Raw genomic sequence first — 16,502 nt, forward strand, 5'->3', positions numbered from 1 at the left:
CCCAAAAGTGGTTGGGCTCTGACAGAGCCCAGATAAGACTATTCGATATAAATAAAAAGTAACACTGTCACTTTTGTTATGACGCTAACTTCTCCACGTATTGATAAACGGCTTTGAGAATCGCCATTTTCTTTTCGTCCGCTTCATGTTCGTGAGCCAAATTCTCTAGATTAAGCATGTACTCTTCGAGTTGTGATTCATACGTTTCGCGACAATGGTTTGCCCAGCGTAGTTGTTCTTGTTCGTCTAGCGTCCACGGGAAGTGACGAGCACGATAGCGGAATAGAAGCGGCTTAATGCGGTCGTCGCTAAAGCTAATATCTAGTGCGGCAAGATTATTTGGATCAGTTTGGCGAATAATATCCATCGCCGTTTTATCTGATGGAGAGAAGAAGCCATCGTAAAGCATGGTGTCTACGTTATCACTTTTCTCGTATTCACGTTCAACAGAATACAAACCAATGAGTTTCTCTCTGATTTCAGGGTTCTCGCGTAGTTTGGCTAAGTTCTCCAAACATTGTTCGCGGTTTATGCCTATGGTTTGTGCATTCTCAGCGGTCAGCGTTTTGGCTGGTGCAAGAATAGGGCACTTATTGAGGTGAACCAGCTTAATTGGAACGGGAAGTTCATCTTCTGAAAGTTCAGAACGTTTAGTGTATAGACGAGTGTGTAGTTGCTCGGCATCTAAATCGAAGAGCGGACTAGGATCCTTCGCTAAGTCGACTACGATAACTGCATTTTGGTTGGTCGGGTGCCAAGCGACAGGAACAATCCAGCTCGTGTAATTGCAATCTCTACCGAACATGCCTGAAACGTGCATAAGTGGTGTCATGTTGACGATATCGACCAAATCATTAAGTTTGCGCTTATGGCGCATGTTATACAGGTAGTCGAACATTTTTGGCTGAGCAGCCTTAAGTTTCTTAGCAATTTCAATGGTGGCAATTACATCGGCCATCGCATCGTGCGCGTTTTCGTGTTCAATACCGTTGGCTACAGAAAGGTGCTCTAACTTAAAGCTTGGGAAGCCTTCGTCGTTTTCTGGCCATACAATGCCATCTGGGCGCAGTGCGTGGACAGCACGCATCACATCTAATAGATCCCAACGAGAGTTACCGTTTTGCCAGCTCCATGCGTATGGGTCGATAAAGTTACGGTAACAAGTATAACGCGTGACTTCATCATCAAAGCGAATGCTGTTATAGCCTAAGCTTGTTGTATTTGGTTTTGCGAGCTCAGCGTGGATCTTCGCAATAAACTCTGGTTCTGGTAGGCCTTGGCTTGCGGCTTTTTGTGGCGTAATGCCGGTAATCAACGCAGCTTCAGGTGAAGGCAGGTAATCTGCTGGTGGCTGGCAATAAATCACCAAAGGTTCGCCGATGATATTGAAATCTTGATCCGTTCTGACACCTGCAAATTGACTAGGTCGGTCTTTTGCTGGGCTGGTTCCCCAAGTCTCGTAATCGAAGAAAAAAAAGGTCGGCTGTGTATTTGAACTCATTGATGATTCCTGATCAGTGCATGAACATGCACCGCTTATCTATATGGATAGGCTAAGTATCTGATAGGAGGCAGGTGCCACGCAAGCAAGCAACGAAAATAATTGGAAATATTAATCGCTTGATTAAGGTCTATACACAATTACAAGTGAACTTTGGCAGTAACGGGCTCTAGTCAGTGGGCACCAATTGCTGTAGCCACAATTTGACTGTGGAATAATTGATTTTATAAATGCAATCCTAGAAACTAAGGCGGTTAATTATACTATTGTTATTAATAACTCTCATAAGAAAGGACTTGAGAATGAAAGTGTTACTTCCGTTAATCGCTTGCCTCTTTTCTGCACCTATTTTTGCAGCATCGATTACTGTTTCTTGGGACGGTTCAGACAAAGAACCGATTGTTTTTGAGTTTGATGAAATTTCGGCTTTGCCACAAGTGACCTATAAAACCACGTTACCTTGGATAGAGGGGAAGGGCGAGTTTACTGGTGTTACCCTGCAAGCGTTACTGGGATCTAGAAATATTGAAATGACCGAAGAAATAACGGTTCGAGCACTCAATGACTATTCTGTTGAGGTGTCTAAGGCGGATATTGAAGCCTATAAGCCAATCATTGCGTACCTGCAAAATGGAGAGAGGATGCGCGTGCGAGACAAAGGGCCGTTTTGGCTTATTTTTTCATTAAGTGATCACCCAAAGCTTAATAACAATGTGTACCACTCCCAAATGGTTTGGCAGTTAGATAGGATTCAGATGATCCCGAATGAAAAGTAAATCGGTTCATACCCAATACCCGCACCTGAGACTAGCAAAAGTGTTATTGCTGGCGACTTCGGCTGTGTTGTTGATTGCCAATATTGTGTTAATGAAAGACACACGAACCTTGGCAGAATCTTATACAGAACAACAAAATCAAGCCACTTGGTTTTTGTTTCAATTGACCAAAGAGCTCTCTGAGTTGGTGTCGGAGTCGAGCCATATCGGTGATGGCGATGATCACCTTAGCTCAGTGTTGCTTAAATATGACTTAGCATGGAGCCGCTTTGACTTAATTCTATCGAGTAAAGAATCTGATAGCTTTATGACAATCCCGGATGCGCGACGATTTTTTGAAAGCTTGTTTAAAGACTTCCAAGCTCTTGAGCCCATAGTTAATCAGATAAAAGGGAATGAAGCCGTTAAGGGAGAAGAGTTTCATGGAGCGATCCAAGGCTTATATCTAGACATGATCGATTACGTGAACCGTAATTTTCGAGTGAAAAGTCCGTTGTATGAAGCCAGGCAAACCAAAGCGCGAACTTTGCAATCACTTCAGCTGCAATTGTTAGTAGGTTTTATGTTCTGCTTGGTGCTTATCAGCGTTGTGTTCTACAAAGAATCACGTTATCACCAAAAGCTTGCCATGACAGATACCTTAACCGATTTAGGTAATCGCCTCGCTATGTTCACTAAAATGGAACGCTACCACCAAACTAATAAGCCGTTCACTTTGTATTTGCTGGATTTAGATGGCTTTAAAGCCATCAATGATAAGTTTGGTCACCAAGAAGGGGACAGAGTGTTAGTGGACTTCGCCCACCATATAAAAGGGTTTGAATGCGAAGATTATAAAGCCTATCGTATGGGCGGTGATGAGTTCGCTATTTTACACAGCGATTGCTCTTTAGAAAGTGAACATCAAGTGTTGGACTACATTGACTTACTGTATTCAAATGAAGAGCTCTGTTTCAAAGTAGAAGAGCATTTAGGCGTTAGTGTTGGTGTTGCGAATTACCCTGACGATGCTACAGATATCGATGAGCTGGTAGGCGTAGCAGACAAACGCATGTATCAGATGAAGTTTTGTAATAAGCAGGATAAACAGGAAGTAAAAAAACAGGTATGATACGGCAGTTTTTAAATCCTGAGTTGGAAAGGTCATGGCAAAGTTAACATTACAAGAGCAAATGCTAAAAGCTGGCTTGGTAAATGAAAAGAAATTAAAGAAGGCGAAAAAAGGCTCTAAAAAGTCTCGCGTTCAAGCAAGAGAAGCAAAAGCCGCTGCTGAAGCGAATAAAGCAGCACAGCAGGAGCGCGATAAAGAATTGAATAATCAGCTGAAAGAGAAGCAACTGAGCAAAGAGATCAAAGCTCAAGTAAAACAGCTGATTCAGATGAACAAAATTGACCAGAAGAACGGCGAAATTAAATACAACTTCACTGACGGTACTTTAGTTAAATACCTATACGTTGAAGAGATGACTCAAAAACAATTGAGTAACGGTATTTTAAGCATTGCTCGTCAAGATGACGGTTATGTTGTAATCCCAACAAGCGTAGCGAATAAGATCGCAATGCGTGATGAAGAATCAATTGTGGATACCCAAACTTCTACAAGCGATGAGCTTGATGAAGATGATCCGTACAAAGATTTCGTGATCCCTGATGACCTAATGTGGTAATCAAATTTAATTACAGTCTATATAAAAAAACCGATGCTATTGGCATCGGTTTTTTGTTTTGAGTCTTTCAGAAACTTAAGCGTTCGCGCTTTCCAATTCGACTTGATCTTCTTTCTTCTTACCTAAGATGCGGCTAGTTATAGTACCGGCCGTCATTGCGCCAGAAACGTTCAATGCGGTACGTGCCATGTCGATAAGAGGCTCGATTGAAATCAATAGCGCTGCAATCGTGACAGGAAGCCCCATAGCAGGTAGTACGATTAGCGCTGCAAACGTTGCGCCGCCACCAACCCCTGCAATACCGAATGAACTTACAGTGATAATTGCAATTAGCGAAAGGATAAAGTTGATGTCCATTGGGTCAATACCCACCGTCGGCGCTACCATTACAGCAAGCATTGCTGGGTAGATACCTGCGCAGCCGTTTTGACCGATAGTTGCGCCAAATGATGCAGAAAGGTTTGCGATTGCTGGTGGTACATTCAACTTAGTGATCTGTGCTTCTACGTTCAATGGAATAGTGGCAGCAGAGCTACGAGACGTGAACGCAAAAGTCAGTACTGGCCAAATCTTTGTGAAGTATTCTTTCGGGTTTACGCCAACAAAAGACACAAGCACGCCGTGAACAACAAACATCAATAAGATTGCAACATAAGAAGCGACGATGAAACCTAGTAAGCTTAAGATGTCTGACGCGCTAGAAGTCGCAACCACTTTTGCCATTAACGCTGCGATACCAAATGGAGTCAGTGCCATGATCATTTTAACAAGGCGCATCACAACCGATTGTGTCGCTTCAACGAAAGTACGAATTGGAGATTCTAGTTCTTCTTTTTCGGCCATCACTTTACGGGCAGCGATACCCAGTAATACACCAAAAATGACCACCGCAATGATAGACGTTGAACGTGCGCCTGTTAGATCGGCAAATGGGTTTGTCGGAATAAAGCTAACTAACATCTGAGGAATAGTGAGATCGGAAACATGATCGATACGACTTTCTAGTACCGAGATTCGGGCTGTTTCGCGAGCGCCTTCGACTAAACCTTCAGCTGACAAACCAAACGCTTGAGTTACTGCAATACCAACAATCGCAGAAATTGCAGTAGTCGCTAATAAAACAGAAATGGTTAGGCCAGAAATCTTACCTAGTGAACCGCCTTTTTCTAGCTTAACAACGGCAGCAATCATTGAAACTAGAACCAATGGCATGATGACCATTTTAAGTAAGCCGACATAGCCGCGACCTACCACATTAACCCAATCGAGTGTTTCTTTGATAACCGGACTACCTTCACCAAAGATAAGTTGAAGGCCAAGGCCAAAGGCACTACCAAAAACTAAACCGAGTAAAACTAGGCGAGAAAGCGTGTTTTCTTTTTTCTGCTGTCCGTAGAGGAAAAAGAGAATACCGGCGAATACCGCTAACGAAGCGATAGCTGAGAATGACATTATACATCCTTATGGATCGTGATTAATTAATAAAACTTCATGATATATGGGCATGAATACTGTTAGATAAAGTAACGTTCTGTATGAAAACGTAAAATAAGTAAAAGGAATTTATTAGAACGAATTGATATAGGATTGTGGTGGTATGGAGAGTATTTAGACGAGTTGCTTCAAAGGTGAGCAGACTTACTGATATTTCGATAGCAAAGCCAGCATTTTAGGAGAATCGAAAACTTCAGTCGGATGATATTTTTTAGTAAATAATTTGAATAGCGCTGCTTTGGCAACGTCTGAAGCTTGAATTGGAATCAAGCTTTTGAGTTTTCCAAACATAAGTGGACGTGCAACTTTCAGAATCGACTGGAGCCATTTTTCATCAGTTCGGGGAATGTTTCTCACGCCAACTAAAGGACCAGGCCTTAAAATCAATAATTGTTCAAACCCCATACGAGTTAAAGTTTGTTCCATATGACCTTTACATCTGAGGTAATGAGAAGGGGACTGCGGATCGGCTCCATAGCTAGAGACTACCGCAAGGCGTTGAACTCCAAGTAGTTGCATCGTTTGTGCAGCGTGACACACCAGCTCAAAATCAACTTTTTCTAGGGCTTCTTTTGAACCCGCTTGCTTGATAGTCGTACCTAAACAGATCAAACCTAAAGTGGGTGTAGGAAGAGCCTCATTCCATTCGTTCACTTGTAGATCTTGATTTACTAGGTTGGTGATTTTATCTGCGTTTCCATGTTCTAAGGTCAGTGGCCGGCGCCCTAACGCGTAAATGCGAGAAACGGCAGCTTCATCTAACATGAGGTTGATGGCATGCGATCCAACTAGCCCTGTGCCACCTGCAATCATTACAACGGTATTGTCACCTGCAATATTCATGTTAGTCCTTAATCATTCACCTTCTTTAAAGCTTACCCTTTGTTTACGAAGCAGTCTGCTAGTTAGATCAACTATGTTTATGATGAGCTACCTTTATCAGAAGCCTGAAACATACGGAGTACTAAAATGTAGCAGGCTAGGTCGCACTTAATTGGCGTCTTATTGTGGTCTCGCGGCCAGCATGATACACAATGTAATCCTGCCCTTTATAGGTGAATGGAATAGGATTTTCTGCGCTGTGTTCTGTTGGTTGTTAGCCTTTTAAGCAAAGCATGCAATTTTGAATGCTGATAGGGGACAGGGGAAATCACGAAAAATAATACACTTGATTCATGTTATACCGCTGAATAAAGCACGTAATTCCTTCACATGCGCGCGATATTTGCTATTACAGATTCGCACAAGCGTTTCCTATAAGCTGCAAAATTTGGTGTTTGGCCGTATCCCTACCACAATCTATTAATGAACTTGTTGATAAGTCATGCGCATTCTCTAGTGGGGGGATGTGCAAAAGGTTTATGAATGGTGACATTAATATTTATAGGGACAAAAAGAGATGAGAAACCTAGGTTTTAAAAAATTATTGCTCATTTCCATTATTGCGCTGGTGGTTGTATCAGTATCTGTTTCTAGTTACGTAGCTTATGTGAAACAGGAAGCGACGCTGGTCGAATTGATTACTGCTTCAAACCAGGGCTACGTGAAAGGGCAGGCACAAAAGATTGCTGATCAGCTAGCGGAAAAAGTGGGTGGTTTGGAGAAACTGGGTAAGCACTTTGAAAATAAAGAAATCACGGGGACATCCGATGATTTTATTGAGCTCACACATATAATCGCCAATGCGACCAACTTAAATAGCTCTGTGGTTGCATTTACTAACGGTGATGCGTATTGGAACCAAGAAGCAAGCACTTGGCCTAATCACAAGCTCGATGGGGATGTAACGACTCGTGGCTGGTATCAGGCTGGGCGACAAAGCATAACGACGTCGGTGACTGAGCCCTATGAGGGGAGCGAAGGTACTGAATACTGGGTATCGATTGTACGTAAAACTATGAGCGGCATGATTTCTGTTGATATGCAGTTAGGCTTCCTCAACGAGATTGCTAAGAGCGCGAATAATATTCCAGGGGCAGTTGCGGTGATATTGAACAGCGATACCACAATTTTAGCTTCTTCAATGGACGAAGTAGAGGCTGGAAACAAGACTGATAAATATCCTTGGCTCAATACAGTTGCCAACCAGGCCATCGGCCAAGTTGATGTTGTCTATGATGATAACGAAAGTGCCACTAAAAAATTGTTCTTTTCTCATGAAATCAATATTGCAGATAAGAAGTGGTACTTTGTTGTTGGGTTAGACAAAGATATCGCGTTTGCCGACCTGGCTTCAGCTAAGCAAGCTGCCATTCTAACCGCGGTGATTGCCACCATCATCAGTATCATTGTCGCTCTGATTGTAATGCAAGCACTTTACCGACCAATTTTGGTGCTTAAAGATACCATTGCAGGCCTGAGTGAAGGTAATGGTGACTTAACTCAGCGCATCACTGTCACGACTAACGATGATTTAGGCCAAATATCGGAAGGCGTGAACAAATTCATCGCTAGCTTACAATCAATGATGTTGGAAATCAGTGAGGCGACCAATCAGCTGAATGGGAATGTTGATCGAATGCGTGACCAGAGCCAGAGAAACTCATCAATCCTTCAAAACCACGTGCAGGAAACGGAACAAGTTGTAACAGCGATCGAAGAAATGAACTCAACCGCTGAAGCAATGGCGACAGACGCCGCGAATACCGCTCAGCTGACGCATAAAGCTAACGAAGCTGGCACAGCGTCAAAAGTAACGGTGACACAGGCGCAGGCGAATGTGCAGGATCTAGTGGATGATGTCAGTGTCGCTTCTGAAAACGTTAACAAGATGGCTGCAGAAACGGACGGTATTAATACCATTTTGGGCGTCATTGGTGATATCGCAGAGCAAACAAACCTGCTGGCACTAAACGCTGCCATTGAAGCTGCTCGCGCTGGTGAACAGGGGCGAGGATTTGCGGTAGTGGCGGACGAAGTTCGTAACTTGGCAAGTCGTACTAAAGACAGTACCGAAGAGATTGAATCTGCTTTGGCAAGCTTGCTTCGAGGTAGTCAATCTGTAGTGGATTCGATGGACTCTACAAAAGACAAATGTGGTCAGACGGCTCAAGGGGCTGGTGAAGTCGCTGAAAGCCTTGATGTTATGACGGACTTTGTCATGCAGATTAATGATTTGAGTACACAAATAGCTACCGCAGCGGAAGAACAAAGTAGTGTTACTCAGGAGCTGAGCCGTAATATGAGTGCGATTAATGATATAGTGGGAGAACTTGACGGGAATGGCAGGCAAGCTCTCGAAGAAGCTCATAATATAGCTGATGTAAATGTTCATCTATCAAGTATCGTGAATCGGTTCAAGCTTTCCTAATTAAAGCAAGTCAGCAGGGTTACCTGCACAACCAGTTTTGGATGCCAATAAGTGAGCTGTTCAAAATGGCGTAGAAAAGCTGAATATTACGAAGGCCTAGCAAGAGCTAGGCCTTTTAGTCATTAAAGTTACTTAATACGAAGTATATTGTTGTCTGTTTACTATCAAATTCGATGTGCGCGTATACAATAGAATGACTTAAATGAATAAAATCTGTTGAATAGTATGAATGCTTATAAATTGTTTTTGTTGAGTTTTACACTTGTTGCTCTAACACTTCCAGCAAGCGCCAATGACGAGTCCATTGAAAGGTGTACTCGCTTTTTACCGGAAGGACAGAAGTTCGAAATTACGATTACTGGCATCTCAGATAGCACCAAAGGTGAGCCAAATTTTGAAGGCTCGTTTTCTGTTGATGGGGGAACGGAAGACATCAACAGTTTCGATATTGGTGACTTTGTTGAATGCGTCGGGCCTTTGATAAAAATGCCAGAACCAACGAATGCTAATTAAATGCTCTAAACATGTAAGAGGCCCCTTTATTGGGGCCTTTTCGTAGAGAGAAATGAGGTTAATGCCTTGTGGCTATTGAAAGTCAGGTAAATGAGAGTGGCACTTTCTTAGTACTTTTTTGAGAGTTACGTTTTTTGTCCTGGTTTTTTCTTTTACTTTGATTAGCAAACATAGTCACCTCCAAGTGATACTGCTACGTCCGTACCATTGAGTTGAAGCATTAACGATGCCAATTTATAAGCATATGATTACTAAAGAGACAAATGAGTACGGAATGGTTTACTCGCGAAATGATTCTTTTTTTGACGCTTTTCTGCTAAGAATTGGTTAAATGTTTTTCACCTAACTCCAAATTTGTCAGTTAGGGATAGATAGCATATAGCTTAGCGAGTAGACTGCTGTCATAAGCATAGACCAAGGAAGCGCTATGAACCTAAAACTTGATACACTTTCTCCTACACACATCTACCACTTGATGACTCAAACCATTGTTCCTCGCCCCGTTGCATGGGCATTAACGGACTCTGGTGAGCAGAATTTTAACCTCGCGCCTTTCTCTTATTTTACGCCAGTTTCCAGTAATCCACCTTTGCTCATGTTATCGGTGGGAAAAAAGCCATCGGGTGAAATAAAAGATACCACTCGCAATGTTCTGGAAACGGGTGAAATGGTTATTCATATTGCGGGCACTCGCTCCGCTGAAGTGATGACTCAATCAGCCGCGACGCTCGACCACGGTGAATCTGAAGTGTTAGCGAACAATATTGAATTGACCGATTTTGAAGGCTTTTCGCTGCCAAGGCTTTCTGAATGTGACATAGCGTTTGGATGTTCATTGTTTGAAGTAAAAGAAATCGGCGAGACACCACAAAGCCTAATTTTTGCGCAAGTCGAGCAGGTATATATTTCACCTAATGTTATCGATGGTTCCAGTGAACGACTGAAAATCGACGCCAAATCGCTAGACCCTATTTCCCGTTTAGGTGGTGGAGAGTTCGCGTCATTAGGAGGCGTGTTTTCTGTAGCAAGACCTAAGTAATATTTTCATGCCGGTAGCTCATCTGGTGGCTGGCTTTTCAGAACTCTATCGAAATATAGCATTATGTTAGACACAAAATACTCTCAAGAAATTCAGCATCGTATCGATCAAAAAACTAAGCCATTGGGCGCTCTTGGCCAATTAGAGAATGTCGCACATCAACTTGCATTGATTCAAAGCCAAGGCCTCAACAAAGCCACTCAGAAGATTGAATTAAAGCAGCCGAGTATTGTCATTTTCGCTGGCGATCACGGTATTGCCGATGAAGGTGTCAGCATTGCACCGAGTGCCGTTACCCAACAGATGGTATTGAACTTCTTACATGGCGGCGCTGCTATTAATTGTTTTTGCGACATTAATGATATAGACCTCACGGTAGTGGATACCGGTATCTTGCTTGAAGTAGAGACAGACAATGCCAAATTGGTTCGACAGCGCTTAGGAACGAGAACGGAAAATTTCGCTAAGCAAGCCGCAATGCAAATCGCGCAAGTTGATGAAGGCATTAAGTTGGGTAAACACATCGTGTCTCAGCGCATCGAACAGGGGTCAAATATCGTCATGTTTGGCGAAATGGGAATCGGCAATACAAGCAGTGCCGCAGCATTGCTGGCTGCTTTATCGAAGCGAAGTGTTGAGGAGTGTGTCGGTTTAGGTACCGGAATTACCTCTGAACAGTTGGCATTGAAAACTGAGTTGATTCAGCAAGGTGTTGGTCGCTGCCAAGGGCACGACACGTTGGAAATACTGGCTGAAGTTGGCGGTTTTGAGATCGTACAAATGGTCGGCGGCTTCCTTGCATGCTTGGAACAGAAAACTCCCGTTGTTGTCGACGGGTTTATCGTTTCTGTGGCGGCGTACATCGCGACGTTGATTGAACCTGAGGCTCGTGAGTACATGATCTTTGCTCATAAATCGGAAGAGTCTGGGCACCAGATCCTACTTGAGCTATTAGAAGCTAAACCGTTACTTGACCTTGGCTTACGCTTAGGAGAGGGCACGGGCGCTGCCCTAGCATTGCCTATGATCAAAGCTGCCGCGCAGTTCTACAACCATATGGCGAGCTTTGAAAGCGCTGGAGTAACGGTGTAATGATCGCTTGGGTTAAATACCAGCTGGAACTTTTTGCACTCGCAGTAAGCTTTTTCTCACGATTGCCGGTACCAGAAAAAACGCCTTACTCAGATGATCGGATGAATCGCGCAGGGCGTTATTTTTCTCTAGTTGGCGTTGTGTTAGCGGGCTTGTGCAGTGGTGTTTATTGGCTCTTCTCACAAGTTTTCTCACCCGAGATTTCTGTGTTTGTCATGATGGTATTTAGCCTAATGCTCACTGGAGCATTTCATGAGGATGGCCTAACGGATATGGCTGATGGTATTGGCGGTGGAATGACAAACGAACGCCGCCTGACCATTATGAAAGACAGCCGTATTGGAACATATGGCGCATCAGCATTAATGATGGCGTTACTTGGAAAGTGGTTGCTTCTTACTGAACTGAGCTCACTTTCTTCAATGGCTTACGTTCTATTTGTGGGCTACGCGTTAAGTCGCGCGGTAGCAGCGTCACTAATTTATGACATGCCTTACGTCAGTGATATTGATACCAGTAAAAGTAAACCTCTCGCAAATAAACAAACCTTACCTGAACTGATTACGCTCATGGTCGTTGGCTTAGTGCCAGCGCTGATGATGGGGTTAGGCGTATTTTTCGTTTTGGTACTGCTATCGCTTGTATTTCGAATCGCCTTTAAACGTTGGCTAATGTCGCGCCTCGGTGGATTCACGGGAGATTGTTTAGGCGCAGCTCAACAGTTGATGGAGCTTCTGATTTATTTGGCTCTAATAGCCATATTCGAGCATCATTTTATTACGACAAGCTTTGATAAATGGTAACCATGACGATTAAGCATCATTTGATTTTGGGAGGCGCCCGTTCAGGAAAGTCTTCTTTCGCAGAGCAGCAAGCTAAGCACTTTGCTGAACACCACTCTAGCTCTACGCTGAATTACGTTGCGACCGCCATTTGTTTTGATGAAGAAATGCACGAGCGAGTTGCTCATCACCAAGCGAGACGTGGAGAGGAGTGGTGCGAGCATGAAGTACCGACTCGATTACCAGAAGCGTTAGCCAAGTTTGGCGACAATGATGTCGTGTTGGTTGATTGTTTAACGTTGTGGCTGAACAACATCATTTTTGAACTTGGTGACGATGCAACAAATAGTCAAGTTGAAGAGGCCATAGATAATCTAGCTCGCGCCCTGCAGGGCTGTAAGGCTCATGTTGTTATGGTCTCGAACGAAGTTGGGCTTGGCGTAGTTCCTATGGGAAAGGTGTCACGCTTATTTGTCGATAACGCAGGTAGAATGAATCAAGTGCTTGCACGTCTTTGTGCAAGGGTCACTTTTGTCACTGCGGGGTTACCAATGGAATTGAAAAACATCGGCAATGAAGGGTGACACAGGGCCGATGAAAACCAAAAATATTTATTTGCTACGCCACGGACAAACGTTGGGGCGCGCAGCGTTAAACGGCAAAACCAATGTGCTGGTGGATGAAACTATCCAACAGTCTATTTCTGATGCCTTGCAATCAAGATTAATAGTGGACGCTGTTGTTACATCACCTTTACGACGTTGTTCTGATTTAGCCGAGCTTTACGCTAATCAACGGAGCTTACCGTGTACTTCCGTTTCTGAACTGCAAGAAATGGATTTTGGTGAAGTCGATGGCATCGCGTTTGACGATCTTAAAACACAGTGGTCGATGCTCGAATCATTTTGGCAAGATCCTGCAAACCATCAGCTATCTGGTGCAGAAAGTTTACACTCGTTCAAAAATCGAGTTATTAGTGGTTGGTCGCACGTTGTGAAATCTGACCATGACAATTTATTAGTGGTTACGCATGGTGGCGTGATCAGAGTGCTGTTAGCGCACCTCTTGAATGTGGATTGGCGAAACCCTAGCTGGTACTCCAATTTAGCGATTGCGAACGCGTCTATCTCACACATACAAATAACCCAAGCGAATCAAGATTTCGTTAGCGTGAAATCTATTGGGTCGACAATTATTTAAAAGGTCAGCAGCGATCAAAGCTGGCTCAGAAGGAATTCACATGACTGCTCCTAGTTGGGATTTAAGTATCGCTTACAGCGATTTAGGTGATAGCAAAATTGAGCAAGACATTGCGCTTATTCAACAATGCATCGATTTACTGCACCTACATACAGAAAAACGTGCAACGATTATTGCTATGCAAAATGCTATTCAAACCTCTGAAGCTGCAGGTACTTTGTTAGCCACAATTAACACGTACGCGACTTGTCATGCCTCTGTAGACGCAACTCATCAAGAAGCGAAAGCGTTAATTGGCCGTGTTGCTAAATTGAGTTCTGAAATGTCTCAAGCGTTTAGCCCTTATGAAAATACGCTTATTCACGCTGAACAAGAATTCATTGATGCCGTGTTAAAGCACGATAGCCCAGATGTTGCTGGACAAGGCTTCCTCATTGATAGCTCTAGAAAACTTGCCGATACACGGCTCAGTGTTGCTGAAGAGCAGTTGCTTTCGGCAATGGAAGTGGATGGGCGTGATGCGTGGGGACGTTTATATGACAACCTGACAGGTTCTTTAAAACTAACGCTTAAGTTTGAAGATAGTGATGAAGAGCTAGGTTTCTCGCAGGCAGCGAGCCTACTTTACGGCAGCGACTTTGATAAGCAAGAGCCAGCTTGGCGCGCGATACAAGCGGCAATGAAAACTCACCAAGAGTCATTCGCTGCGATTCTGAATGCGATAGCGGGTTGGCGATTAACGGAGAACCAAAAGCGTTCAACGCTAAAAGATGTACATTTCTTAGAACCGAGTTTGCATGGCAGCCGCATTGTACCTGAAACGTTAGACGCAATGATGAAGGTAGCGAAAGCAAACCGCAGCGTTGGTCAAAAAGCCGGGAAGCTGATGGCACGTGTTCATGGTTTAGAGGAAATGAAGCCTTGGAATCACTTGGCAGCGATGCCTCCATTTGGAGATGCGGAAGCAAAAGTTTACCCGTTTGATGAAGCCATTGACCTCATTAAAACAGCGTTTGCGGAAGTTGACGAAGAAATGGCTCAGTTTGTTGAGCTAATGGTAGAAAATGGATGGATAGATGCTGCGCCTACCGCGAACAAGCGTCTTGGTGCTTACTGCACTAAATTTGCGGCAACCCGAACTCCGTTGGTATTCATGACGTGGAGCGGCAGCCGTTCAGATCTTATGACACTGGCTCACGAACTAGGGCACGCTTTCCACAACTGGGTGATGCGCGACATGCCTTTATGTCAAACGCGCTACCCGATGACATTGGCTGAAACTGCCTCTATTTTTGCCGAGAACATCGTTCGTGATTACTTGCTCAAGCAAGCGACGACCAAAACTGAGAAATTAGAAATGCTGTGGGAAGAGTTATCTTCATCCCTTGCGCTAATGGTGAACATCCCAGTTCGTTTTGAATTTGAAAAAGCATTTTATGAGCAGCGTCAGCAGGGCGAATTGTCCGCAGAGCAGTTGTGCTCCTTGATGGAAACGACATGGAAAGATTGGTACGGCGAAGCGATGACTGAAGCCGACCCTTATTTTTGGGCGAGTAAACTTCACTTCAGTATTTCAGAAGTAAGCTTTTATAACTATCCATATTTGTTTGGATATTTATTCAGTAAAGGGGTTTACGCTCAGCGTGATGCCAAAGGCGATCAGTTCTATTCTGATTATGTTTCCCTTCTTCGTGATACGGGTAGCATGATGGCAGAAGAGGTCGTAGCCAAGCACTTAGGCATGGATTTAACTCAGGTCGATTTCTGGCAACAAAGCATCGATATGGTCAAAGCGCAGGTGGATGAATTCGAAAGATTGCTGGATCAATAGCTTTCATTGATCTTGCTCGGATAAGCGGGATTTGGAGCTGTGTTAGTTTACATGGCTTCAAAATCATCCTGAAAACTCAAAGAGTTGTAGAGTACAATGCACACCGCCAAAGCCAATGGAGAGATATTTGTGATTGAAAATGGTATTTCTATCGATAAGTGCGATCCTTGCTGCAAAAATAACATGTACAATTTATTAACATACGGCCGTGCAATTAAGGAGTAGCGCATGACGAAATCCCTCTTTCGCCAATCATTTCTTTTTGACAGCCTAGATCTTGAACAGGAAATGCTTGCAGGACAACGTGTCCTTTCCAATGGAGTCCAACTCACGGTTCACCAACGCGGTGTATTAGAGGTTGTTCCTGCAAATTACACAGAGAAAAGTAAGAATGTCATTTTCTCTTGTGGTATCCATGGTGATGAAACTTCGCCAATGGAGTTAGTCGATAAACTTATCGAAGATATTGAAACTGGTTTCCAAAAAGTAGAAGCCCGTTGTTTATTCATTATTGCTCACCCAGAAGCAACGATTGCGCATACTCGATTTTTAGACGAAAACTTGAACCGTCTGTTTGACGATAAGCCACGTGAATCAAACCGCGAAGTAGTTATTGCCGATCAGCTTAAAACGATTGTGACTGATTTCTATAAAGAGACGGCAGCTGAGACTCGCTGGCACTTAGATCTTCACTGTGCAATTCGTCTGTCGAAGCACTATTCGTTTGCCGTAAGCCCGAAAGTAAGACATGCCGTCCGTAGTAAAGAACTGATCGAGTTCATTAATAGCGGGCATGTTGAAGCTGTACTGCTATCTAATTCTCCGACTAGCACTTTCAGCTGGTACAGCGCAGAGCATTTTGGAGCACAGGCTTTAACTATGGAGCTTGGCCAAGTTGCGCGCATTGGTGACAACCAATTAGATAAGTTAACAGCATTTGATTTGGCAATGCGTAATTTGGTCGCAGAAGCTAAACCGGAACATTTGCCGAAAAAGTCTATCATTTACCGTGTTAGCCGAACTATCGTGCGTTTGCACGACGACTTTGACTTTATGTTTGCCGATAACGTGGAAAACTTCACGAGCTTCAAGCATGGTGAAGTGTTTGGGCACGATGGTGACAAGCCATTAATGGCCAAGAATGAGAATGAAGCGGTGGTTTTCCCGAATCGTCATGTCGCAATAGGTCAACGAGCTGCGTTAATGGTATGCGAAGTTGAAACCCGTTTCGAGCATGATCAACTCGTATACGATTAATCGTAATCGAATCATCTCAAGCCCCTGATTTTCAAGGTTT

Annotated in this window: 15 protein-coding genes; 12 read left to right on the forward strand and 3 right to left on the reverse strand. The window is 43.6% G+C overall.

Annotated features, from left to right (window positions below; genetic code table 11):
• Positions 1-76 precede the first annotated feature (76 nt).
• Entirely contained in the window at positions 77-1,501 is a 1,425-nt protein-coding gene (sbcB, locus tag ELZ11_RS04385) for an exodeoxyribonuclease I (RefSeq protein ID WP_137356140.1), read from the reverse strand.
• Between the two features lie 302 nt (positions 1,502-1,803).
• Here sbcB and ELZ11_RS04390 point away from each other — a divergent pair, with 302 nt between their 5' ends.
• The 3 genes from ELZ11_RS04390 to ELZ11_RS04400 are packed head-to-tail and all read left to right on the forward strand — an operon-like array spanning position 1,804 to position 3,944.
• Complete coding sequence (locus tag ELZ11_RS04390) at positions 1,804-2,277, forward strand: putative pterin-binding protein (protein ID WP_137356141.1); 474 nt, start codon at positions 1,804-1,806, stop codon at positions 2,275-2,277.
• Positions 2,267-3,388 (forward strand): GGDEF domain-containing protein, encoded by a 1,122-nt coding sequence (locus ELZ11_RS04395; protein ID WP_137356142.1) that lies wholly within the window; start codon positions 2,267-2,269, stop codon positions 3,386-3,388. The genes ELZ11_RS04390 and ELZ11_RS04395 overlap by 11 nt, the downstream gene beginning before the upstream one ends.
• Positions 3,389-3,422: 34 nt before the next feature.
• On the forward strand, positions 3,423-3,944 hold the full coding sequence (locus ELZ11_RS04400; RefSeq protein WP_137356143.1) for a DUF2058 domain-containing protein: 522 nt from the start codon (positions 3,423-3,425) through the stop codon (positions 3,942-3,944).
• Between the two features lie 75 nt (positions 3,945-4,019).
• Here ELZ11_RS04400 and ELZ11_RS04405 read toward each other — a convergent pair whose 3' ends face one another.
• Together ELZ11_RS04405 and ELZ11_RS04410 are read right to left on the reverse strand one after the other, a co-directional pair.
• The gene (locus ELZ11_RS04405; RefSeq protein WP_137356144.1) at positions 4,020-5,396 is read right to left on the reverse strand and encodes an L-cystine transporter; all 1,377 of its coding nucleotides are present in this window, start codon (positions 5,394-5,396) and stop codon (positions 4,020-4,022) included.
• A gap of 186 nt (positions 5,397-5,582) precedes the next feature.
• Positions 5,583-6,281: an NAD(P)H-binding protein gene (locus ELZ11_RS04410; RefSeq protein ID WP_137356145.1), complete on the reverse strand. Its 699-nt coding sequence runs from the start codon at positions 6,279-6,281 to the stop codon at positions 5,583-5,585.
• Between the two features lie 556 nt (positions 6,282-6,837).
• Between ELZ11_RS04410 and ELZ11_RS04415 the strand changes: the two genes are divergently transcribed.
• From ELZ11_RS04415 to ELZ11_RS04455, 9 genes are all read left to right on the forward strand, one after another.
• The gene (locus ELZ11_RS04415) at positions 6,838-8,748 is read left to right on the forward strand and encodes a methyl-accepting chemotaxis protein (RefSeq protein ID WP_137356146.1); all 1,911 of its coding nucleotides are present in this window, start codon (positions 6,838-6,840) and stop codon (positions 8,746-8,748) included.
• Positions 8,749-8,973: 225 nt separating this feature from the next.
• Positions 8,974-9,261: a hypothetical protein gene (locus ELZ11_RS04420; protein WP_137356147.1), complete on the forward strand. Its 288-nt coding sequence runs from the start codon at positions 8,974-8,976 to the stop codon at positions 9,259-9,261.
• A gap of 427 nt (positions 9,262-9,688) precedes the next feature.
• The gene (locus ELZ11_RS04425; RefSeq protein ID WP_137356148.1) at positions 9,689-10,300 is read left to right on the forward strand and encodes a flavin reductase family protein; all 612 of its coding nucleotides are present in this window, start codon (positions 9,689-9,691) and stop codon (positions 10,298-10,300) included.
• Positions 10,301-10,363: 63 nt separating this feature from the next.
• Positions 10,364-11,392 (forward strand): nicotinate-nucleotide--dimethylbenzimidazole phosphoribosyltransferase, encoded by a 1,029-nt coding sequence (gene cobT, locus ELZ11_RS04430; RefSeq protein ID WP_137356149.1) that lies wholly within the window; start codon positions 10,364-10,366, stop codon positions 11,390-11,392.
• Positions 11,392-12,195, forward strand: a complete 804-nt coding sequence (locus ELZ11_RS04435) for an adenosylcobinamide-GDP ribazoletransferase (RefSeq protein WP_137356150.1) — start codon at positions 11,392-11,394, stop codon at positions 12,193-12,195. Before cobT ends, ELZ11_RS04435 begins: the two co-directional genes overlap by 1 nt.
• A gap of 2 nt (positions 12,196-12,197) precedes the next feature.
• Positions 12,198-12,758, forward strand: coding sequence for a bifunctional adenosylcobinamide kinase/adenosylcobinamide-phosphate guanylyltransferase (cobU, locus tag ELZ11_RS04440; protein ID WP_244291594.1), 561 nt, complete (start codon positions 12,198-12,200; stop codon positions 12,756-12,758).
• Between the two features lie 10 nt (positions 12,759-12,768).
• On the forward strand, positions 12,769-13,374 hold the full coding sequence (locus ELZ11_RS04445) for a histidine phosphatase family protein (RefSeq protein WP_137356152.1): 606 nt from the start codon (positions 12,769-12,771) through the stop codon (positions 13,372-13,374).
• 40 nt (positions 13,375-13,414) lie between these two features.
• A complete protein-coding gene (locus ELZ11_RS04450; protein ID WP_137356153.1) occupies positions 13,415-15,205 on the forward strand; it encodes a M3 family oligoendopeptidase in 1,791 nt (596 codons plus the stop codon).
• Between the two features lie 228 nt (positions 15,206-15,433).
• Positions 15,434-16,462: a succinylglutamate desuccinylase gene (locus ELZ11_RS04455; protein ID WP_137356154.1), complete on the forward strand. Its 1,029-nt coding sequence runs from the start codon at positions 15,434-15,436 to the stop codon at positions 16,460-16,462.
• The last annotated feature ends 40 nt before the right edge of the window (positions 16,463-16,502 follow it).

It is taken from the genome of Vibrio profundi (genome assembly GCF_005281835.1).
In the GTDB taxonomy this organism is placed as follows: Bacteria; Pseudomonadota; Gammaproteobacteria; order Enterobacterales; family Vibrionaceae; genus Vibrio; species Vibrio profundi.

What these genes read in the sequence shown, in the direction of transcription:
- ELZ11_RS04425 (WP_137356148.1), top strand. Translation starts at nt 9,689, where the DNA reads ATGAACCTAAAACTTGATACACTTTCTCCTACACACATCTACCACTTG.
- ELZ11_RS04445 (WP_137356152.1), top strand. Translation starts at nt 12,769, where the DNA reads ATGAAAACCAAAAATATTTATTTGCTACGCCACGGACAAACGTTGGGG.
- ELZ11_RS04435 (WP_137356150.1), top strand. Translation starts at nt 11,392, where the DNA reads ATGATCGCTTGGGTTAAATACCAGCTGGAACTTTTTGCACTCGCAGTA.
- ELZ11_RS04410 (WP_137356145.1), bottom strand. Translation starts at nt 6,281, where the DNA reads ATGAATATTGCAGGTGACAATACCGTTGTAATGATTGCAGGTGGCACA.
- ELZ11_RS04400 (WP_137356143.1), top strand. Translation starts at nt 3,423, where the DNA reads ATGGCAAAGTTAACATTACAAGAGCAAATGCTAAAAGCTGGCTTGGTA.
- ELZ11_RS04405 (WP_137356144.1), bottom strand. Translation starts at nt 5,396, where the DNA reads ATGTCATTCTCAGCTATCGCTTCGTTAGCGGTATTCGCCGGTATTCTC.
- ELZ11_RS04415 (WP_137356146.1), top strand. Translation starts at nt 6,838, where the DNA reads ATGAGAAACCTAGGTTTTAAAAAATTATTGCTCATTTCCATTATTGCG.
- sbcB (WP_137356140.1), bottom strand. Translation starts at nt 1,501, where the DNA reads ATGAGTTCAAATACACAGCCGACCTTTTTTTTCTTCGATTACGAGACT.
- ELZ11_RS04390 (WP_137356141.1), top strand. Translation starts at nt 1,804, where the DNA reads ATGAAAGTGTTACTTCCGTTAATCGCTTGCCTCTTTTCTGCACCTATT.
- cobU (WP_244291594.1), top strand. Translation starts at nt 12,198, where the DNA reads ATGACGATTAAGCATCATTTGATTTTGGGAGGCGCCCGTTCAGGAAAG.
- ELZ11_RS04450 (WP_137356153.1), top strand. Translation starts at nt 13,415, where the DNA reads ATGACTGCTCCTAGTTGGGATTTAAGTATCGCTTACAGCGATTTAGGT.
- ELZ11_RS04420 (WP_137356147.1), top strand. Translation starts at nt 8,974, where the DNA reads ATGAATGCTTATAAATTGTTTTTGTTGAGTTTTACACTTGTTGCTCTA.
- ELZ11_RS04395 (WP_137356142.1), top strand. Translation starts at nt 2,267, where the DNA reads ATGAAAAGTAAATCGGTTCATACCCAATACCCGCACCTGAGACTAGCA.
- ELZ11_RS04455 (WP_137356154.1), top strand. Translation starts at nt 15,434, where the DNA reads ATGACGAAATCCCTCTTTCGCCAATCATTTCTTTTTGACAGCCTAGAT.
- cobT (WP_137356149.1), top strand. Translation starts at nt 10,364, where the DNA reads ATGTTAGACACAAAATACTCTCAAGAAATTCAGCATCGTATCGATCAA.